19 protein-coding genes are annotated in these 20,631 nt (G+C 63.1%); 11 read left to right on the plus strand and 8 right to left on the minus strand.

Going from position 1 to position 20,631, the window contains the following annotated elements; all coding sequences use genetic code 11:
- Nucleotides 1-84: 84 nt before the first annotated feature.
- The 5 genes from DAD186_RS01705 to DAD186_RS01725 form a co-directional block, all read right to left on the minus strand.
- On the minus strand, nt 85-1,791 hold the full coding sequence (locus tag DAD186_RS01705) for an ABC transporter family substrate-binding protein (protein WP_065247247.1): 1,707 nt from the start codon (nt 1,789-1,791) through the stop codon (nt 85-87).
- Nucleotides 1,792-1,984: 193 nt separating this feature from the next.
- Nucleotides 1,985-3,718 (minus strand): ABC transporter family substrate-binding protein, encoded by a 1,734-nt coding sequence (locus DAD186_RS01710; RefSeq protein ID WP_065247248.1) that lies wholly within the window; start codon nt 3,716-3,718, stop codon nt 1,985-1,987.
- A 75-nt stretch (nt 3,719-3,793) separates the two neighbouring features.
- Complete coding sequence (locus tag DAD186_RS01715; RefSeq protein WP_082991030.1) at nt 3,794-5,869, minus strand: dipeptide ABC transporter ATP-binding protein; 2,076 nt, start codon at nt 5,867-5,869, stop codon at nt 3,794-3,796.
- The gene (locus DAD186_RS01720; protein ID WP_065247249.1) at nt 5,862-6,860 is read right to left on the minus strand and encodes an ABC transporter permease; all 999 of its coding nucleotides are present in this window, start codon (nt 6,858-6,860) and stop codon (nt 5,862-5,864) included. Before DAD186_RS01720 ends, DAD186_RS01715 begins: the two co-directional genes overlap by 8 nt.
- A gap of 4 nt (nt 6,861-6,864) precedes the next feature.
- Nucleotides 6,865-7,860, minus strand: coding sequence for an ABC transporter permease (locus DAD186_RS01725; RefSeq protein WP_065247250.1), 996 nt, complete (start codon nt 7,858-7,860; stop codon nt 6,865-6,867).
- A gap of 367 nt (nt 7,861-8,227) precedes the next feature.
- On the opposite strand from DAD186_RS01725, the gene moeB reads away from it, so the two are divergent.
- A complete protein-coding gene (moeB, locus tag DAD186_RS01730; protein ID WP_065247251.1) occupies nt 8,228-9,397 on the plus strand; it encodes a molybdopterin-synthase adenylyltransferase MoeB in 1,170 nt (389 codons plus the stop codon).
- Here the strand turns inward: moeB and DAD186_RS01735 are convergent.
- A complete protein-coding gene (locus DAD186_RS01735; RefSeq protein WP_236886269.1) occupies nt 9,394-9,690 on the minus strand; it encodes a MoaD/ThiS family protein in 297 nt (98 codons plus the stop codon). The two genes, moeB and DAD186_RS01735, sit on opposite strands and share 4 nt — an antisense overlap.
- A 4-nt stretch (nt 9,691-9,694) precedes the next feature.
- On the minus strand, nt 9,695-10,924 hold the full coding sequence (locus tag DAD186_RS01740) for a GTP 3',8-cyclase MoaA (RefSeq protein ID WP_065247253.1): 1,230 nt from the start codon (nt 10,922-10,924) through the stop codon (nt 9,695-9,697).
- A 98-nt stretch (nt 10,925-11,022) separates the two neighbouring features.
- Here DAD186_RS01740 and DAD186_RS01745 point away from each other — a divergent pair, with 98 nt between their 5' ends.
- Genes DAD186_RS01745 through DAD186_RS01760 form a run of 4 tightly spaced genes read left to right on the plus strand, consistent with a single transcriptional unit; the run spans nt 11,023 to nt 13,839 of the window.
- Entirely contained in the window at nt 11,023-12,345 is a 1,323-nt protein-coding gene (locus DAD186_RS01745) for a molybdopterin molybdotransferase MoeA (RefSeq protein ID WP_082991031.1), read from the plus strand.
- Nucleotides 12,342-12,869 carry a cyclic pyranopterin monophosphate synthase MoaC gene (moaC, locus tag DAD186_RS01750; RefSeq protein ID WP_065247254.1) on the plus strand — a complete coding sequence of 176 codons (528 nt, stop codon included), beginning with the start codon at nt 12,342-12,344 and terminating at the stop codon, nt 12,867-12,869. The genes DAD186_RS01745 and moaC overlap by 4 nt, the downstream gene beginning before the upstream one ends.
- Entirely contained in the window at nt 12,866-13,360 is a 495-nt protein-coding gene (locus tag DAD186_RS01755) for a MogA/MoaB family molybdenum cofactor biosynthesis protein (RefSeq protein WP_065247255.1), read from the plus strand. Before moaC ends, DAD186_RS01755 begins: the two co-directional genes overlap by 4 nt.
- Entirely contained in the window at nt 13,357-13,839 is a 483-nt protein-coding gene (locus DAD186_RS01760) for a molybdenum cofactor biosynthesis protein MoaE (protein WP_082991032.1), read from the plus strand. The genes DAD186_RS01755 and DAD186_RS01760 overlap by 4 nt, the downstream gene beginning before the upstream one ends.
- A gap of 100 nt (nt 13,840-13,939) precedes the next feature.
- Here DAD186_RS01760 and DAD186_RS10795 read toward each other — a convergent pair whose 3' ends face one another.
- Nucleotides 13,940-14,113 carry a hypothetical protein gene (locus DAD186_RS10795; protein WP_157457064.1) on the minus strand — a complete coding sequence of 58 codons (174 nt, stop codon included), beginning with the start codon at nt 14,111-14,113 and terminating at the stop codon, nt 13,940-13,942.
- A gap of 483 nt (nt 14,114-14,596) precedes the next feature.
- On the opposite strand from DAD186_RS10795, the gene groES reads away from it, so the two are divergent.
- The 6 genes from groES (at nt 14,597) to guaB (ending at nt 20,534) form a co-directional block, all read left to right on the plus strand.
- Nucleotides 14,597-14,893, plus strand: coding sequence for a co-chaperone GroES (gene groES / locus DAD186_RS01765; protein WP_016663894.1), 297 nt, complete (start codon nt 14,597-14,599; stop codon nt 14,891-14,893).
- Between the two features lie 10 nt (nt 14,894-14,903).
- A complete protein-coding gene (groL, locus tag DAD186_RS01770) occupies nt 14,904-16,490 on the plus strand; it encodes a chaperonin GroEL (RefSeq protein ID WP_065247256.1) in 1,587 nt (528 codons plus the stop codon).
- Between the two features lie 276 nt (nt 16,491-16,766).
- A complete protein-coding gene (locus DAD186_RS01775) occupies nt 16,767-17,387 on the plus strand; it encodes a hypothetical protein (protein WP_157457065.1) in 621 nt (206 codons plus the stop codon).
- Between the two features lie 29 nt (nt 17,388-17,416).
- On the plus strand, nt 17,417-18,394 hold the full coding sequence (locus tag DAD186_RS01780) for a pseudouridine synthase (protein WP_157457066.1): 978 nt from the start codon (nt 17,417-17,419) through the stop codon (nt 18,392-18,394).
- A complete protein-coding gene (locus tag DAD186_RS01785) occupies nt 18,387-19,028 on the plus strand; it encodes a hypothetical protein (RefSeq protein ID WP_065247258.1) in 642 nt (213 codons plus the stop codon). Before DAD186_RS01780 ends, DAD186_RS01785 begins: the two co-directional genes overlap by 8 nt.
- A 9-nt stretch (nt 19,029-19,037) precedes the next feature.
- A complete protein-coding gene (gene guaB, locus DAD186_RS01790) occupies nt 19,038-20,534 on the plus strand; it encodes an IMP dehydrogenase (protein WP_065247259.1) in 1,497 nt (498 codons plus the stop codon).
- The last annotated feature ends 97 nt before the right edge of the window (nt 20,535-20,631 follow it).

Genomic DNA, 20,631 nt, shown 5'->3' on the forward strand with positions numbered 1-20,631 from the left:
TCCGCGTTAACGAAACGGGCCGGGCCCCGCCCCCACCCCGAACACTCGGGGAGAGCGGAACCCGGCCCGAAGCCGGAAAACCGATCAGGCCTTCTTGCCCACGGCCGTCCAGTCAGTCGTCTCAAACTGCGCAGCGCCAACGTTCACGAAGCCCTCGGTGAGGCCAATGATCGTGGGAGAAGCGTAGAATGGAAGCACCGTAAACGCGCCAAACTGCTCCTTCGAGAACTTGTTGGCGATCTCCACGCGCTTGCTCGGGTCAAGCTCCGAGTGAAGCTCCTTGTTGAGCTCCTCGAGGCTCTCCGGCGCAAAGCCCGTGAAGTTCTGACCCGAATCCTTGAGGAACACGTTCGTTCCCGACTGCTCCGCAAAGAGCGTGCCGCGCCACCCGAACGAGACCGCAGCGAAGCGGCCCGGGATCACGTAGTCGTCAAAGTACTTGTCGCTCGGAACCGTCTGCAGATCGACCTTGAAGCCTACGGCGTTGAGGTTCGTCATGATCTGGCGTGCACGGTCCTCGCTCGACTTCGTCTCCGCCGGAATGATGATCGAGAACGCGAGCGGCTTGCCGTCCTTCTCGTACACATCGCCATTCTTCTTGTAGCCGGCTTCTTCGAGGAGCTTCGCGGACGCCTCCGGATCGAACTTCAGGTCGCCGAAGGAATCTTCGTAGCCCTCCTGGCCCGGCATGTAAATGTAGTTGTTCACGAGGATCACGGGCGACTCGAGCGGCTCCATGACCGCACGAGCCACGGCGTTGCGGTCGATGCCGCGGAAAATCGCCTCGCGAACCTTCGCGTCACCGAGCGCGCCGTCAGCGCCGCCCACGTTGAGCGTGAGGTGAGCCCACGCAAGGCCGTTCGACTTCTGAATCACGGCATCCTTACGGCCCTTCGCCTGACCGTAGGTATCGCCATCGGAAATATCGATGTAGTCGAGCTCGCCGTTCACGAACGCCTGCGCCTGGTTCTGCTGGGTCGTCACCTTAAAGACGATCGACTCGAGCTTCGGGGCGCGGCCCCACCACTTGTCGTTGCGCTTGACGGTGATCACGCCGCCGGTCGCGTCGATGTTGTCAATCGCGAACGGGCCGCGCGTGAGAGTCGGCTCAGTCGACAGGCCGTTAAAAGCCTCGGGCGTTGCCGTGACCGCCTTCGGCAGGCTCGGGTAGAGGTAGATGTTCCAGAACGGGAACGTCTCCGCATACTCGATCTCCGCCTCGAAATCGCTGATCTTGCGGATCTCCTTGATCGAGCTCCAGCCGGTCGTCGAAGCGGTCTGGTACTTGTCGTTTTCCCCGTTTTGGGCTTTCTGCTGAGAGATGAGGTCATCGACCGTCACGGGCGTGCCGTCGCTCCACACGGCCTTCTCGTTAAACTTCACGGTGACGATCTGCGGATCCTCGCTCGTGAGCTCCGCCGAGGTGAGGTAATCGGTGTCAAGCTCAACCTCGCCGTTCTCCGACGCCTTAAGCGGCGTTTGGGGGCACACGGTCTCCATGATCGCGGAGAGAGAAACCTCGTTGCCATCGATATGGTTTTGATTCCAGTTCGCGGGGACCTGAGAGATCGACACCGTGAACGTGCCGCCATCGGCGACCTGATCGTAGTCAACGCGCTCCCACGCGGTCGAGGGCAGCTTCATCTGCTCCTCGACAGCCTTGTCGTTGGCGGCGTTGGCCTGCTGCGCCTGTTCCTCCGCGCTCTTTTGCGAGCACGCCGTGAGGGCTGCGGCAGCGCCGGTGAGCGCGGTGCCCTGGAGGAAGAGACGACGGGTGCTAGTGAAAGCCATGATGGCCTTTCTCGAGAGGGGGTAATTCCACGTTAATGTTATCCACGTTTCATCGGTATTTCGGACATAAGGCCTGTTGAGACGGGTATTTGTGGGGCAACGAACATTGGAGATGAACAAAAGTGACCCCGCTTTTGCGCGTGTGCACAAAAGCGGGGTCAGCTCGTGGTGGCGCGTCAGCGCGACGAAGGCTTTAGCCCTCCATGCCCTTCTTGTAGCCCACCGCCGTGTGGTCCACGGTCTCAAACTGCGCGGAGCCAATATTCACGAGGCCTTCCTTCAGGCCGGTGATGTTCGGCGTCGCATAGAACGGGAGAACCGTGTAGCCCGAAGCGACCTGCTTCGAGTACTCGTTCGCGATCTCGCGGCGCTTATCCTTATCCAGCTCGGTCTGGAGGCGCTTGTTGATTTCGTTGAGCTTCTCATCCTTGAAGCCGGTGTAGTTCTGGTTCGAATCCGGCAGGTACGTGTTCGAACTCGACAGCTCCGCGAGAAGCGTGCCAACCCACGAGAACGTCACGAAATCGAAGTTCTGCTTGAGAACGTAGTCCGTGAAGTACTTATCGCTCGGAACCGTCTTGAGATCAACCTTGAAGCCGGCCTGGTTGAGGTTCGTCATCACCTGGCGTGCGCGATCCTCGTTCGACTTCGTCTCCGCGGGGATCACGACCGAGAACTTGAGCTGCTTGCCGTCCTTCTCGTACACGTCGCCCTTGAGCTCGTAACCGGCGTCCTCGAGGATCTTCTTTGCCTTGTCGGTCTCAGGATCGCCCGAAAGCTCGCCACCGAACGAATCTTCGTAGCCCTCCTGGCCAGGCATGTAGACGTAGTTGTCCTTGAGAACAACGGGCGCCTCGAGCGGCTCAACGACGGAACGGCCCACCGCGTTGCGATCCACGGCGGCGAAGATTGCCTTGCGCACCTCGACGTCTTCGAGCACGCCGTCACCACCATTCACGTTCATGGTGAGGTGAGTCCACGTGAGACCGTTGGAGCGTTGGATCTGAGCTCCCTTGCGGCCCTTCGCCTGACCAAGCGTGTCACCATCGGCGATGTCGATCATGTCGATCTCGCCGTTCGCGAACGACTGCGGCATGTTCTGCTGAGTCGTGACCTTGAAAATCACCTTCTCAAGCTTCGGGGCACGGCCCCACCACTTGTCATTGCGTTCCAACGTGACAACGCCGCCGTTGCGGTCGATGTTCGTGATCGTGAACGGGCCACAGCCGGGGACCGGGTCGTTCACATAGCCGGTGTTGAAGGCCTGAGGCGTCTCGAAAAGCGCCTTCGGGCCCGAAGGATAGGTGAAGCTCAACCAGTCGGGGAAGGCAGTCTTGTACTCGATTTCCGCGGTGAAGTCGTCCTTCGCGCGGATCTCCTTGATCGAATCCCAGCCCTGCGTGGTGACGGTTGAAAACTCCTCGTTTTCGCCGTTGCAGGCCTTCCACTCGGCGATGAGATCGTTCACCGTCACGGGAGAGCCGTCGTTGTCCCACACGGCCTTCTTGTTGAACTTCACGGTGATGATCTGGGGATCCTCGCTCGTGATTTCAGCCGACTCGACGTAGTCGGGATTCGGGCTCATCGCGCCCTTCTCGTCCGCCTTGATATTGGCGCCAAAGCCCTTCCATTCCGAGACCTGCCTCGTCGACACTTCATTGCCGTCGATGTGGCTGGGGTTCCAGTTGGCGGGCATCTGACCGATGCCGATCATGAGCGTGCCACCGTCGGCAACCTGCTCATAATCGAGTCGCTCCCACGCGGTCGAGGGAAGCTTCTCTGCTTCCTTCGCAGCGGCATCATTCTTTTTCTTGTTGGCTTCCTTCTGCTCCTCGGCGCTCTTCTGCGAGCAACCGGCCACGGCCGCGGCCACACCGGTGATAGCCGTGCCTTGGAGGAAAAGTCGGCGAGTACTCGTGATCTTCATGGTTCTCTCACTTCCTGTGGGAAGCCGCGGCCCGTTTTAAGGGAAAAGGGGGTTGTGGCTCGCGGCAAAGGGTTTTTACTGGTCGTCCACTAGACGCCAGGTCTCCTCGGCATGATGGCATTCCACGCGGGAGGCTCCGACCTGCGTGCCCTCGGGGTCCGCAGTTCGGCACAGGTTCTGCTGCTCTTCGCTCAGCATCCCGATCAGGGGGCAGCGCGAAGCAAAATTGCAGCCGATGATCTCTTCAGTGGGGCTTGGTTGATCCCCTTCAAGAAGAACTCGCGTACGGGCGCGCTCAAGCTTCGGATCCGGGACGGGAACCGCGGACATGAGAGCACGCGTGTAGGGATGCTTCGGGTTCTCAAAGACATCCTTGACGGGGCCGTATTCAACGATGCGACCCAGATACATGACCGCAATGTTGTCGGCGATCTCGCGCACAATGGCGAGGTCGTGAGCCACGAACAGGTAGCTCAAACCGAGTTCATCGCGGAGATCCTCGAGCAGGTTGATCACGCCAGCCTGAACGGAGACGTCCAGGGCAGAGACGGGTTCATCGAGCACGAGAAGCTTAGGTTCGGTGATGAGCGCACGCGCAATGCCGATGCGCTGGCGCTGGCCACCGGAAAATTCGTGGGGGTAGCGATCGGCCATCTCCGGGTCGAGGCCTACGCGTTCAAGGAGCTCGTAGACGCGCTTGTAGCGTTCATCCTTCGGCACCTTGTGCACGGTAAGGGGCTCGGCGATGATGTCGCCCACGGGCATGCGCGGGTCGACCGCGGCCATCGGATCCTGGAAGACGATCTGCACGTCTTTTCGCAGGGCGAGGCGGTCCTTCTTGTTCTTGAGGGTCGACACGTCGACGCCGCTCACCTCGAGAGTGCCGTGCTGCGGCGCAATAAGCTCAAGGATCTCGAGGCTCGTTGTGGACTTACCCGAACCGGATTCGCCCACGAGGCCGAGGGTCTGGCCCGGCTTGATCTCGAAGGACACGTTATCCACGGCCTTAACGACGCCCACCTGGCGGCGGAACACGGCGCCCTTATAGAGCGGGAAGTGGCGCTGAATCTCGGTGGCCTTCACGATCGGCTTTTCGGCCGAGTGATCCTTGATGGCGCGCTCCACGTGCGGGGGGCGGGGGAAAATATCCGACGGCTTCAGGGTTCCCGCCGCGATCTCCTTTGCGCGGTGGCACGCGACCTCACGGCTCGCATCGCCAACATGGGTCGTGAGCTCCGGCTCCTCCGTGCGGCAGATATCGATGGCTGCGGGGCAGCGGTCTGCGAACGGGCAGCCAGGCTTGAGGTTGGCGAGGCTCGGCGGGCGGCCCTCGAGGGGCACAAGACGATCCTTGCCGGCCGTGAGCATGTTCGGAACCGAGCGGAGCAAGCCCATCGTGTAGGGCATGTGGGGCTCGGCGAAGATCTCGTCGACGCCGCCTTTTTCCACGAGCTTGCCGGCGTACATGACCGCGACGCGGTCAACATTGCCCGCCACAACGCCAAGGTCGTGCGTAATGAGCACGACGGCAGCCCCCGTGACTTCCTTGGCCTTTTGAAGAACCTCGAGGATCTGCGCCTGAATCGTCACGTCAAGAGCGGTCGTGGGCTCGTCGGCGATGATGAGCTTCGGGTCGTTCGCCATCGCGATGGCGATCATGGCGCGCTGGCGCATACCGCCCGAGAATTCGTGGGGGAAAGCCTTGACGCGTCGTTCGGCGGCGGGGATACCCACGATCTTCAGAAGCTCGATTGAGCGCGCACGCAGTGCCTGCGAACTCATATTCGAGTGGTGAAGCGTGAGCGCCTCCTCGATTTGCTGCCCGATCGTGTACACGGGCGTGAGGGCACTCAACGGGTCCTGGAAGATCATCGAGATCTCGCGACCGCGAAGGTCGGAGAGCTGGCGATCGCTCTTACGCAGGAGCGACTCACCGCGATAGGTGATCTCGCCCGTAATTTTCGCCGAGGAGGGCAGGAGGCCCATGACGGCCATCGAGCTCACGGACTTACCCGAGCCTGATTCACCAACGATGCCGAGGAACTCGCCCTCGTTGACGTCATAGTTCACGCCACGCACGGCGCGAACATCGCCGGCGGCGTTCGGGAAGGTGACCGTGAGGTCTTTGACGGAAAGAAGTGGTTCAGGCACGGTTGACCTCGCTCGTGGGATCGATTGCGTCGCGAAGAGCGTCGCCAAGAAGGTTCACGGCGGTGAGCAGGGCGACAAGGAAGGCTGCGGGAATCACGAAGAGCCACCAGCGGGTAAGAACCGCGTTCTGGCCATTCGCGATGAGAGTTCCCAGCGAGACGTCGGGCGGCTGAATACCGAGACCGAAGAAGCTCAGTGAGGTTTCGGCCAGGATCGCACCGCTCACGCCGAGCGCCGCGTCGATGATGAGCAGCGACGCCACGTTCGGGATGATGTGGCGCGCGAGGATCGTGGTGGTTCCCACGCCCATGTAGCGCGCGGCCTTCACGTATTCGCGGTCTTTGAGGGACTTGGTCTGGTTCTTCACGATCTGCGCCATGACCATCCAGCCGAAACCCGCGATCGCCACGACGATGACGATCCAGCTCACGTTGGACAGAAGCGGCGAAATAATCATGAGCACGTAGAACACGGGCAGCACGAGCAAAAGGTTGATGACCCAGTTCACGAAGGTCTCGAGCTTGCCACCGATGTAGCCGGCGAGCGAACCCACGAACGCTGCAATAAGCGTTGCCGCGGGCGCGGCCAGAAGGCCAATGAGAAGCGACTTGCGCAGTGCCTCGACCATCGAAGCGTAGAGATCCACGCCGATCGCATCGGTACCAAACCAGTGCTGGCCGCTCGGGGGTGAGTTGTAGCTGTACGAGTCGGTCTCGCCGAGCTCATACACGTTCGGAATGTTGCCAAAAATCGCGAAGAGCACGATGGCGCCAAGAACGATCGCGCCGATCCAGAAGTTCGGCTTGCGCTTGAGGCGGCGCCACACGAGTGCCCAACGGGACAGAGGCTTTTGGCGCTTCTTTTCGGCCTTGCGCTGTCGCTTATCGTTCGGGGTGCTCGAAGTGGTTTCCGCGAGCTCTTCGGTTGCGGGAACAGCCTCCGGAAGTTCCGTGGCGTCGTTGACGGGGGGAATTGGGTTGCTGGAGCTCATGGCGTCACACCCTCACTCGCGGATCGAGCGCCGCGTAAAGAACTTCGGAAAGCATCGAGGAGAACAGAATCACGATCGACGTGAAGCACACGTTGCCCGCGAGGGCGTTGACGTCGGATTGCTGAACTGCCTTAATGCCGTACTCACCCATGCCGGCCCACGAGAAGATCATCTCGAGGAACGCCGCGCCAGCGACGAGCGTGCCGAAGGAGTACGCGAAGTATGTGGACATGGGGATGAGCGCTACGCGCACACCGTGCTTCACGAGAGCATGGTTACGGGTGGCGCCCTTCGCGCGGGCCGTGCGAATGAAGTCGCTGCCAAGAACGTCGAGCATGATCGAGCGCTGGTAGCGCGAGTAGCTCGCCGCACCGAAAGCCGCGAGAACGATGGTCGGCAAAATCAAGTGATTGACGCTATCGAGGAAGGCTGTCATGCCTCCTTGAGCGTGATAGGTCGGCGAATACGAACCGCTGAAGCGAATCAACTGCGTTCCGAGGGCCTGGTTGAGTTTCGTGGCGACAACCATCAACAGGAGGCCACCCACGAAGGTCGGGGTCGAAATAAGAATGTACGAAGCGTAAGAGACGACCTGATCCGAAAGCTTGTACTGGCGAACCGCACCCCACACGCCGAGAGCGACGCCGATGAGTGCGCCGAGGAGCGCACCGGCAATGAGCAGGCGCAGCGACACCCCGGCGCGCATCGCCATCTGGTCGATGACCCACTGGCCAGAAATGTCCTTGCCAAGCTTCTGGCTCCACGGCTTGACGACGATGTTGGAGAGCCACGTCCAGGTGCGCTGGAGGATCGGCACCTTGTCGTTCATGTTCAATTCGTTGAGTGCCGCGTCAATCGAGGCCTCGGGGATCGGAGGGTTCTGCCCGAGCCAACGGCGGCGCGGATAGAAGAAGCTGCCAGCCGCAATGTAGGCGAAGACGGTAGCCACGACGGTGAGGATCGCGTAGTTCGCGAAGCGGCGAAGAAGATACTTTGTCACGAGAGTGCTCCGATCAGAGCGGTGAAACGCTCGTTGACATCCCAAGGATCCTGAACGAGGCACGCGTAGGCGGCGCGAGGATCGCGAAGGGGAGTGGTCATAAGGGTCACGTGCGCTGTCCTTATAGTGGTTCGGCGCCCGAAGGCGGCGGGGTCGGGTGCGCCCGGTTGGACGCGTGGTGCCCCAGGGTAGTCCAATCCGCAATTCGTTGGGCCTCTGAACGTATCGTGAACAGTGGCGTCACGGAAAGGTCATGAACTATTCATGGAACGGTTGAACTGTACCCCATGTGAGCTGGTTCACCGCCCCATTGTGAAGAATTTTTCTACGGCGCCTGGGTTCAGGTCAAACTGTGAGACTACAAACTATGGTTAATTATGCATCAGGCGAGGCGAAGGGCGAGTTGAGTGGGGCGGAGTATCGGCGCTACTCCCGGCACCTTCTTCTCCCTGGCTTCACGCCCGAGAGTCAGCGAAAGCTCAGGTCGGCCAAGGTTGCCGTCGTGGGTGCGGGTGGGCTTGGGTCGCCAATCCTCCAATATCTTGCCGCCGCTGGCGTCGGTTCGCTGACCGTTATCGATGCCGATTTAGTGGATAGTTCCAACCTTCAGCGGCAGGTTATTCATTCTGAGGCGGCCGTCGGAACGCCAAAAGTCGCCTCCGCCGCTCACGCTGTTCACGCACTCAATCAGGCCGTCCACGTGCGCGAGGTGCCCGAAGTGCTCACACCGGCGAATGCGCTCGCGACCCTAGCCGGGCATGATCTCGTGCTTGATGGGACCGATAATTTTCCTACGCGTTACCTTGTGTCCGACGCGTGCGAGATCCTTAATGTGCCCCTGATCTGGGGTTCCATCCTTGCTTTCGACGGGCAGGTCGCCGTGTTCTTTGGCGACGAAGGTCGAGGCGTGACCTACCGCGACGTGCATCCGCGACCGCCGGAGCCCGGCGAGGTTCCAAGTTGCAGTGAGGCCGGGGTGCTCGGCCCGCTCGTGGGCGTGATTGGCTCGACGATGGCGATGGAAGCCCTCAAGGTGCTTACGGGACTCGGGTCCCCGCTCTATGGGCGAATCCAGCTCTATAGTGCCCTGACCGGTGACTGGACGCGGCTTGATGTCGCGCGGCGCGCGGGCCGTGCGCCCGTCACCGAAATCGAGGACCTCGTTGAGACGTGCGGCTTCCCCGCAGTAGAAGCCTCCGGGGCCGCGCCGGTGCGGGCGGAGGTTCTTTCGCCAGCGGAGGCACTGCGGGAGGCAGCGACCGGCCGACTCCTCATTGACATCCGCGAAGAGTCGGAGGCAGCGGAGGGCATGCTGCCTCACGCCGTCAACATCCCAAAGACCCAGCTCATGGAGTTTGCGCGAGGGGAGCGGGCAGGCGTCGGGCCTTTGAGCGAGGTAGGTGATCTTCACGGTGCGATCCTGCACTGCGCGGGCGGTGCTCGATCGGCGGCGGCGCAGGCAGAGCTGGCGGCCCTTGGAATTAGCGTGGCGAATATGGCGGGCGGCTACGTGGCTTCGGTGACGCTTCGCCCTTAGCCTCCCGCGAAGGGTGGCAGCACGTCGACGCGCAGCGTGCCGTCCTCTCCAGGCCCAAGCACTGCCGAGGGGTCGTTCTCGCTCACCGTGTTCACGAGGAAACTGCATCGCCTGAGCACCGTAGCGGAATCGGGCCCTGCCGACTCGACGGCTCCCGCGCTCAAGGCCTCGAGCAAGTCTCCGAGAGTTGTCCCCTCGAATTCGACCGTGTGCTGGCTCGTGCCAAAAGCGTGGGCCGCGCCGGCAAAAAAGCGAACGTTGGCACTCGTCATCGCGCCGCTCCTTTCACTCATGTTTCTATCCTCCGATGGCGCTCATGGGCCGCTCGGGCTGCACGAAATCGCTGCGATCCATGCCGTGGCCTGCCTGTTTGCCCCATTGGGCGGCGCGCCACCGCTCGGCGATGGCCTCGTCGCTCGCGCCTTGGCGCATGAGGCCAAGCAGGTCGGTCTCGCTGTGCGAGAACAGGCACGTGCGCACGCGACCCTCAGCGGTGAGGCGGGTGCGGGTGCAATCCGCACAGAAGGGCCTCGTCACGGAGGCAATGATTCCGACGGTTCCCAGCGCCTGCTCGTGCGGCCTTTCGCCGGCTTCCGCAAATGGTTTACCTGGGGCAGGGGGCAGAATGCTGCGCACCGCATCCGTGTTCGCAGGATCGATGCCGCGTGCCTTGAGCTCTCCCGCGATCGTGCCCGGAGCACCGGGGGCCGCAACGGCGGGCCTAGGCCACACGTCGAATTTCTCGGCGGGGGCGCCGCCACGTGCTTCGCGCACGGGGTGCATCACGTAGTAGGGGCTGAGAAGCTGCCACACATCGCTCGCCGTGACCATGCGTTCGCGGGTCCAGCGACCCGCGCCATCGAGAGGCATGTATTCGATGAATCGAAGCTCGAGTCCCCGCTCGAGGCACCACGCGAGGAGCTCGGCGGCTTCGTGTTCATTGGCACCGGGCTGGAGAACCGCGTTGATCTTGATGGGGCTCAGCCCTGCGTCGCGTGCGGCATCGATGCCCTGCAAAACGCGGTGGAGGAACGGGCGGCGGGTCATTGCTTCAAACGTTTCGGAGTGCGCCGAATCGAGGGAAATGTTGAGGCGGTCCAAGCCGGCGGCCACGAGTGTTTCGGCTCGCTTCTCGAGACCAATGGCGTTTGTTGTAAGGGAGATGTCTGGTCGTGGCGAAAGCCCTGCCACCGACTCGATGATGTCGGGGAGATCGGCGCGCGTGAGCGGCTCGCCGCCCGTGAAACGTACCTCGCGGATGCCGAGCTTCTCCACGCCGATGCGCACAAACCGTGCGACCTCGTCAACGCTCATGAGCTGTGGTTTCTTTAGGAACTGCAGACCGGCCTCGGGCATGCAGTACGTGCAGCGGAGGTTGCAAAAATCGGTCAGCGAGATGCGAAGGTCGCTCGCCGTGCGGCCGTAGGTGTCGATGAGCGCGCCCGTCGCGGGGCGGCCCTCGGTCGAGGGGACTTCCTCGACGGGGTCCATGGCGCGGGGCTTCGGCATCCCGAGGTCGATCGACATGCTCTCCTTTGGGTCTCGCGAAAGAGGTGTCACACCAGCTTAGGGGACTTTCGCACGCTACCCTAGAGGCCCTGGCCACACGAGGAAGGAACAGCACTGTGGAGCACGAGTCGCGCCTCGCGCCTGGTCGCATCCCGCTCGCCGAACATCGGCGGAGCCTTCGTGAGCTCGTGGGCGCGGTGCTGGATTCCCCGAATGCGCCGGGCGTGGCAACCGTCGGAATCGAGAGCGCCCGCGACCGAGTCCTCGCGCGCGACGTGACCTCGCCCGTGAACGTCCCACCCGTGGCGAATTCGCAGATGGATGGCTTCGCGCTGCACGTTGCGAGCCTCGCGAACGCCCCGGATGGGGCCTCGATCAGTCTTCCGCTCGGTCCGCCCATCGCGGCGGGCGAAGCGCCCTCAAATCTCGCGCCAGGCACGGCGCGCCCCATCATGACGGGCGCCCCGATCCCCGCGGGCGCGAACGCCGTGATCCCGGTTGAGGCCACGGACGTTCGGCGTTTTTCACAGCTCACACGCGAGGGGGCCGACGCTTGCCGGCTACCGTCGGACCTCACGTTTTGCCTTGCCCCCGAGCACCGCACCGAGGGGCGTTTCGTGCGGCACGCTGGAAGTGATACCGAGTGCGGCGATGTCGTGGCGCGCGCAGGTCAGCTGCTCACGCCGCGTCTCATCGGTCACCTGGCATCGGTGGGTGTAGCCGAAGTGGAGGTGCGCGAACCTTTGCGCGCCGTTGTCGTTTCAACCGGGAGTGAACTGCGCGATCGAGGTGATGACGCTGTCGATCAGTGGCGTATTTTCGATGCGAATTCGCCGCTCATCGGCGCTGCACTCGAGGAAGCCGGAATCGAGGTGTGTGCCAGGCTGCGCGTACCGGATGATCCGCGAGCGCTTCTCGACGAGGTACGCGCGGCGTGTGAGGCCGCGAATGCGCACCTCGTTGTGTCGAGCGGTGGCGTGAGTGCCGGCGCTCTCGAGCCGATCAGACAGGCCGCCGAGATGCCCCGTTCGCCGCTACGCCTCGCCTTCGACAAAGTGGCGATGCAGCCGGGGGGCCCGCAAGGGCTTGGTGTGCTCGCGTCAGCCCACGGCGAGGTCGCGTGGATTGCCCTTCCCGGCAATCCCGTTTCGGCGTTCGTGAGTCTCGAGATGTTCGTGCGCGATGCTCTCGGTGCCCCGGCCCGCCCCCGCATGTCGCTGCCCGTGCGCACGCAAACCGGTGAAAGAGAAGTATCCCCCGAGGGCCTCGTGCAAGTGCGCCGCGCGCGCCTCAACACCGATTCAACCGTGAAGCTCGTGGGCGGAGCGAGCTCGCATCTACTGGGCGCGCTTGCCCTGAGCGACGCGCTCGTGCTCATTCCTGCGGAGGTCACGCACGTGGCCGACGGCGATATTCACGAGGTGATGATTCTTCGATGACACGCAACAACACCGACGCCAATGCGGATCTCACGCACGTGCGCGCCGACGGTTCGAGCCACATGGTCGATGTTTCCGGCAAAGCCGTGACAACCCGAGAAGCGAGCGCGAGCGCGACCCTCACGAGCCGCAGCGACGTGATCGATCGCATCCTCACGGGCGACCTTCCGAAGGGGGAGGCACTCAGCGTCGCACGTGTCGCGGGCATCATGGCGGCAAAGCGCACGCACGAGCTCATCCCCCTGTGCCACCCGCTCCCGATCACGAAGGTGACGATCGATTTTTCGCGCCGCGCGCCCGAGATTCTCGAAGTGAACGCGCGTGTGAAAACCGAAGGCAAAACGGGGGTCGAGATGGAGGCACTCACGGCTGCGAGCGTCGCCGCACTTACGGTCTACGACATGATTAAGGCTGTTGACCACCTCGCGGTCATCGGCGATGTCAAGGTGCTTGCGAAGTCAGGCGGGAAGAGCGGCGATTGGGACCGCGAGGTCGCGAGCGGTGAGAAAGGCGGCGCAGCGTGAGCCTCGTGGGGGAGCATGGATGGTCGGCATGCGTGATCGTTGCTTCAACGCGCGCGGCCCGCGGCGAATACGAGGACCTCACGGGGCCAGACCTTTCGGCTTGGCTTGAGCGGTGCGGGTTTCGCGGGTGCGGGGTCACGGTGGTCCCGGATGGGTCCGACGTTGGCCGCGCCCTCGGTGAGGCCATATCGTCCGGGGTGGATCTCGCGATCACGACGGGCGGCACGGGCCTCACGCCGAGCGACGTCACGCCGGAAGAAACGCGCCCGCACCTCACGCGGGAGATCCCCGGGATCGCCGAAGCACTGCGCCTCAAGGGCTCTGAATCGACGCCGTACGCGGTTGTCAGTAGGGGGCTTGCCGGTTTTGCTGGTCGCACGCTCGTGGTGAATCTTCCGGGCTCACGCGGCGGCGTGAAAGATGGCATGGCTGTGCTCGAGCCAATTCTCGAGCACGTGCTTCGCCAGCGCGATGGAGGAGGGCATGAATGAGTGAAGGTGCGAAGCCCGCGCAGGATGAGCGCGATCCGCACCTCGGTGGTGTCGAGGAACGCGTGCGCCACGCGAGTGTGAGCGGCGAGCCGATTGCGGTCGCCGAGATGGTTCGGCTTGTGGAGGACAGGCGATGTGGCGCCCTCGTCACTTTCGACGGTCTCGTGCGTGACCACGACGAGGGGCGTGGGGTGGAGCGCCTCGCCTATGAAGCGCATCCGAGTGCCGGCGACGTCATGAGGGAGGTCGTGCGCACAATCGGTGAGCGCTACCCCGATGTTCTCGTCGCCGCGAGCCACCGTCACGGCGCTCTTGAGGTGGGCGACTCCGCGCTTGTGGCGGCGGTTGCGGCGCCGCACCGAGCCCGTGCCTTCGAGGCGTGTGCGGATCTCGTGGATGAGGTGAAGGCGCGCGTGCCGATCTGGAAGGATCAGTACTTTTCCGACGGTTCCCACGAGTGGGTTGCCGCGATTGGCTGAGCGCCGTGCTTGACGCCTGGTGCGGGGTATGAAAAACGCCCTGCGCTGCATCGCTCGGGTGAGCGGCGCGCGGGGCGTTCGGTAGATGAGGCTGAAGTTTTTAGCGACCGAGGCCGAGAGTGGTGAGGCCTTGGGTGCTGCGGGCCTGGGCAATGGCGGCGAAGTCGCCACCGAGTCGGTTCTTGTCCACCGTGTTGTGACGTTCGACGTCTTGCCCCACCATGTGATCAGCGAGGTTTTCGAAGGTCTTGAAGATCGAGCGGATGACGGTCATTTTTGTGTGTTCCTCACTACCGTTTGTTTGGAATTAGGCGCGAAAAGTGGCGGTAGAGGGCGCTCCACCGCTGCATTCTCACGTGCTTCAATCTTATGAAGTGGACGCGCGCTCGCGCTAGGGCGATACGTGTGATACGGAACGTCGATTCCGATATGCCGGATATGTGGTGCGGGAAACATTGATGTTCGGGACCAACGCCCCGTTCTGTCCCGGATCCCACCTTCTCGGATTGCATAGGGGTTGTGGGGGTTTGGATTGCACCCACTCCCGGATTGCAGAGGGGTTGTGGGGGTTTGGGGTGCACGTGAAGCTAGCACTCAGCTTTGACGAGTGCTAACCGGCACACTAGTGTGGAACCCGTTGGCAGTCTCAGCGCGAGAGTGCCAAATGGTGCGCCGGGTTGCTCGGCACCGCGACGACGAGCATCCCACCGAGGCACACCCGTCAACTTCACATTGATAAAAGAAGGAGTGAGGTCGCATGTCGGTCTCCATTAAGCCCCTCGAGGACCGTGTCGTCGTCCGCCCGCTCGAAGCCGAGCAGGTGACTGCTTCGGGCCTGATCATCCCCGATACCGCTAAGGAAAAGCCCCAGGAGGGCGAGGTCGTCGCCGTGGGCGAAGGCCGTTTCGACGACAAGGGTGCACGTATCCCCATGGACGTCAAGGTCGGTGACAAGGTCGTCTTCTCGAAGTACGGCGGCACCGAGCTCAAGTACGGCTCCGAGGAGTACCTCGTTCTGAGCCAGCGCGACGTTCTCGCAATCATCGAAGGCTGAAAGGCTCATCGTGGCTAAAGAAATCATTTACGACGAGGATGCGCGCCGCGCGCTTGAGCGCGGCGTTGACAAGCTCGCGGACACCGTCAAGGTGACGCTTGGCCCCAAGGGCCGCAATGTCGTCCTCGACAAGAAGTGGGGCGCCCCCACCATCACCAACGACGGCGTGACAATCGCCCGCGAGGTTGAGCTCGAGGATCCGTACGAGGATCTCGGTGCCCAGCTCGCGAAGGAAGTGGCGACCAAGACCAACGACGTTGCCGGCGACGGCACGACCACCGCGACGGTTCTCGCTCAGGCACTCGTGCACGAGGGCCTGCGCAACGTCGCCTCGGGCGCGGCTCCCGCAGCGCTCAAGCGCGGCATGGAGAAGGCCGTCGAGGCACTCAGCGAAAAGCTCGGCGAGATTGCGATCGATATTGACTCGAAGGAACAGACCGCGTCTGTCGCGACCGTTTCCTCGCAGGATGCCGAGATCGGCGAACTCCTCGCGGAGGCTTTCGACAAGGTTGGCAAGGATGGCGTCATCACGGTCGAGGAGTCCTCGACCACGGCGCTCGAGCTCGACTTCACCGAGGGTATGCAGTTCGATAAGGGCTTCATTTCCCCGCACTTCGTGACCGACGCCGACCGCCAGGAAGTCGTTCTCGAAGACGCCTACGTGCTCATCAACCAGGGCAAGATCTCGAACGTGCAGGAGTTCCTGCCCGTGCTCGAGAAGGTTGTCGAATCGGGTAAGCCCCTCTTCGTGATCGCTGAGGACGTCGAGGGCGAGGCCCTCGCGACGCTCGTGGTCTCGAAGCTGCGCGGTTCCTTCAAGGGTGCCGCCGTCAAGGCCCCCGCCTTCGGCGACCGCCGCAAGGCCATGATGCAGGACATCGCGATCCTCACGGGCGCCGAGGTCATTACGCCCGATCTGGGCCTCGACCTCAAGACGACCGAGCTCAGCCAGCTCGGCACCGCTCAGCGCGTCGTCATCACGAAGGACAACACGACCATCGTGGGTGGCGCCGGTGATGTGGAAGCCGTCTCCGATCGCGTTCAGCAGATCAAGGCCGAGATCGAGAACACCGATTCCGAGTGGGACCGCGAGAAGCTCCAGGAGCGCCTCGCGAAGCTCTCGGGTGGCGTGTCCGTGATCAAGGTTGGCGCTCACACCGAGGTTGAGCTCAAGGAAAAGAAGATGCGCATCGAGGATGCGGTTGCGGCAACGCGCGCCGCGATCGACGAGGGCATCGTTGCTGGCGGTGGCTCGGCCATCGTCCAGGCCGCGACCGTTCTCGCTGATGACCTCGGGCTCGAGGGCGACGAGGCCGTCGGCGTTCGCGCCGTCGCCAAGGCCGTCGCCGAGCCGCTTCGCTGGATCGCCGAAAACGCCGGCGAAGAAGGCTACGTCGTCGTGGAGAAGGTCAAGGAGTCCCCGGTGGGCACCGGCCTCAACGCCGCAACCGGCGAATACGTCGACCTCGTTGACGCCGGCATCATCGACCCGGTCAAGGTGACGCGCAGCGCCCTGCGCCACGCCGCCTCGATTGCTGGCCTCGTTCTCACGACCGAGACCCTTGTCGTTGACAAGCGTGAGGACGACGACGAGTAAGCAACCGTCGGACCTCATCTCACTCGCCCCGCTTCTTGAGCTTTTTCGAGGAGCGGGGCGTATTCTTGGCGAAGCGCACTCGAAGTGTGCCGAGCGCGCCCGCGCACGCCAAAGCCTGACCTGCCGATACTTGCGAGAGGGAGAGGGGACTGCATGAGCGCTGTGTCTCAATCACCCTCGCGAAGCACGTCGAATCGCGTGCCATCGGCCGAGGAGCCGATGACTCGCAAGGGTGGGAAGCCCCACAAAATCGTGATGCGGCCGAGCCCCGCGGCCATGAGTGCCGCCCTCCTCGCAGCGATCGTGTTTACGGTGCTGCTCGAGTTCCTCGTGGGCATTAGTTTCATCGGGCAGAGCTTGTGGAGCGATCCGCGCCTCTTCCATGACCACTGGTTCACCCTTCCGCTGTACGGGTGGTTCGCGGTCGTGGCTCTTGCCATCGTTGCCCTGCTCCGGATCCTCACGCAGTGCGTTGTGCTCTACGAGGATCGCCTCAAGGTGCGCGGTCTTTTCCGCATTCCTCGTTCGGCGAAGTGGAGTGCGCTTTCCGGGATTTGGCTCGTGCGAGATATCTACCGTGGGAAAGAACCTCGCGACCCCGTGGAAACCGAGGTTGATGCTTTCGATGCCGCCCTCATCATGCGTTCACACACGAGCCGCGTGGCGAACCTTTCAGGCGCGTTCTATGGCACGCGCGCGCAGTCGATTCTCGTGCGGGAAGCGGAGGAGCGCGGCGTGAAGGTCGAAAACATTGACCACGCACGGCCGGGTGAACTCGCGCGTATGATGCCGGGCTCGCTCTCATTCATCGATCGCCACCCGAATCTTTCTGTGCTCGCGATCGTCGCGTTTTATGCAGCACATAACGTTTTGACGTTCATGATCTGGGGGATCTGAGGCCACCGGTTCCTTGGCACAATGGAACCATGCCTGCCCGCCGTACTAAGCGTTTTACTCGCCCGCCCCTGCCGCAACGGGGTGGGCTCGATGCCGTGCGGGTGGTGGCAACGCCGCGTGAAGTAGGTCGGCCCGTGGGGGAGGTTTTGCTCGAGCGGTTCCCGGCGCTCGGTTCGGTGGAGGCGCGTGACCTCGGTGAGCGTTTCACCGCGGGGGAGTTCGTGGATCAGCTCGGTGAGCCGTGGGGCGAGACCGAGGCGGTGACGCGTGCGCGCGAGGTGTTCTTTCACAGAGAGCTCGCCCCCGAGGAGGTTGAGCCGCGCGAGATTCCCGTGGTGTTCGAAGATGAGCATCTGCTTGTGGTCGCGAAGCCGCGCGACATGGCGAGTATTCCGCGCGGCGAGCATGTGCGCCGCAGTGCGCTCGTGCGGCTGCGGGTGGCGCATGCTCTCCCTGAGCTCTCGCCGATTCACCGGCTCGATAAACAAACCGGTGGGATCCTTGTGCTGTCGAAGATTCCCGAGGAGCGTGGCGCTTACCAGCAGCTTTTTGCGCGCGGGGAAGTCCGAAAGCGTTACGTGGCGTGGGTGGAGGGGGATTTTCCGACGCTTGCCAGTCTCGAGCGCGGCCCGCTTGAGATTCGTGAGCCCATAGTGAAGAGGCACGGTGATCTTTGGGCGCACATCGATTCCGAGGGAAAAGAGGCGTGGACGAGTGTGCGAATGCTGCGGCGGGAGGCTGGCAGCCGTCGGACTTTGCTGAGCCTGACTCCGCACACGGGCCGCACCCACCAGTTGCGTGTGCACCTCGCCCACGTGGGCCTGCCCATCGTGGGGGATGAACTGTATCCCGCACCTGCGCCCGATCCGCTCACGGGGGAGCGTTACCGCAGGGAGGTGAGTGAGCCGCTCGCGCTGTGGAGTGTGCTTATGGCGTTTCATGATCCGGTGACGGGGGCGGAGCGCTGCTTCGAGTGGTGGCCACGGGAGGCGGAGAGCGATGAGTGAGCAGATCACCGCGCGCGTGAGGGGTACTGACGTGGCGCTTGGACCCACTTTTGCCGCGCGCCTCGTGCCGTGGCTCAGGTGGGGCGCGCCGCTGCTTTCCGCGGTGTTCTTGCCGGTCACGGGGCTGTATGTGCATCGCGAGTTGTGGTGGCCGTGGTGGGCTGCTCTTCCCGCAGCATGGGCTGCGGGGTGGGTGCTGCTCGCGCTTCTCATGCTTGCGGTGCTTCTTCTCACGCACCGCACGACCTGGTGGAACCGGGAGTCGGGGCGCGTGCACAGGGGGCGGCAGTGGTGTGACGCCGCGCATGTGCGGGCGGTGGTCCCGGATTTTCGTCCGCAGGGTGTCACGGTGCTCGAAGCGGGGGAGGAAGGCCGACGCCTGCTTATCCCCTATAGCGGCTGGGACGATCGCAGTTACGAGGGGATCGCCGAGTTTGAGCGGCATGTGTGCGGTGCGGCGAGCCCCTCGCGGCGGGAGTTACTTGCACGCGATCGTGCCGCCCGAAAGTCTTGGCAAAATCGCGCCCTCGCGAAACGGTACGCGATGACCTGGCGCGAGGAGTTTGAGGATCCGCACGTGTTTCTTGAAGCATTTGATGCGCGCAGGAAGGAACTGGCAAGGCGACGGCGCTAAGGTTGGAGCATGACGAATGATCCCTTCGGTTTTGTTGGCCTGACCTATGACGACGTGCTGCTTCTTCCCGGGGAGACGGACGTCATCCCGAGCGATGTAGACACGACCGCGCGGCTGACGCGCGAGATCAACTTGAGGGTGCCCCTCGCTTCCGCTGCGATGGACACCGTGACCGAAGCTCGCATGGCGATCGCCATGGCGCGCCTCGGCGGTATTGGCATTCTTCACCGCAACCTTTCGATCGAGGATCAGGCCCACCAGGTCGACCTCGTCAAGCGCACCCAGACGGGCCGCGTGCCGAACCCCGTGACGATCGGGCCGGACGCGACGCTCGAGGACTTCGATGCGACGTGCGGCAACTACCGCGTTTCGGGTCTGCCCGTTGTGGATGAGGACGGCATGCTTCTCGGCATCTGCACAAACCGCGACCTGCGCTTCATTCCCGTTGCCGAGTGGGCCAGCACGAAGGTTTCGGACGTCATGACGCGCGAGGTGTACACCGCGCCTACCGACGTGAGCCGTGAAGACGCAACGGCACTGCTGCGCAAGCACAAGCGCGAGCGCTTGCCCCTCGTGGACGAAAGCGGCAAGCTCACGGGCCTCATCACCGTGAAGGACTTCGTCAAGAGCGAGCAGTTCCCGAATGCCTCGAAGGACGCCGAGGGGCGCCTCCTGATCGGTGCGGGCGTGGGCTTCTTTGGGGATTCCTACGAACGTGCGGGTGCACTGCGCGATGCGGGTGTGGACGTGCTCGTGGTGGATACCGCGAACGGCCACGCGCGTCTCGCCCTCGACATGATCCGGCGTCTCAAGAGCGATAAGGCTTTTGACGGCGTGCAGATCATTGGCGGCAACGTGGCGACGCGCGAGGGCGCCCAGGCGCTTATCGATGCGGGCGTTGACGCCGTCAAGGTGGGCGTGGGCCCGGGGTCGATCTGCACGACTCGCGTCGTCGCGGGCGTGGGTGTTCCGCAGGTCACCGCCATCTACGAGGCGTCGAAGGCATGCAAGAGCGCGGGTGTTCCCCTCATTGGCGATGGTGGCCTGCAGTACTCGGGCGATATCGCGAAGGCCCTTGTGGCCGGCGCCGATACCGTGATGCTCGGCTCGCTCCTCGCGGGCACCGCCGAATCGCCCGGCGAAGTGATCCTCATGAACGGCAAGCAGTTCAAGAGCTACCGCGGAATGGGCTCGCTCGGTGCGATGGCCTCGCGCGGCAAGAAGTCGTTCTCGAAGGACCGCTACTTCCAGGCCGACGTGGAGACCGACGACAAGATTGTGCCCGAGGGCATCGAAGGCACGGTCGCCTATAAGGGCGCTCTCGGCACCGTCGTGCACCAGCTTACGGGTGGCCTCGCGCAGTCGATGTTCTACGTGGGCGCGCACACGATTCCCGAGCTCAAGGAGCGCGGCAAGTTTGTGCGCATCACGGCGGCGGGACTCAAGGAGTCGCACCCGCACGATATGGCGCAGATTGTGGAGGCGCCGAACTACCGCGCACGCTAGGGCTTCGGTGGTGCGGGGGCGAAGGCTTGTGGTGCCTTCGCCCCTTCTGATTTTTCTCCCGCTGCGACCCTAAAGTGGTGAAGCTGTTTCTCTGAAG

The organism is Dermabacter vaginalis (assembly GCF_001678905.1).
Classification (GTDB): domain Bacteria; phylum Actinomycetota; class Actinomycetes; order Actinomycetales; family Dermabacteraceae; genus Dermabacter; species Dermabacter vaginalis.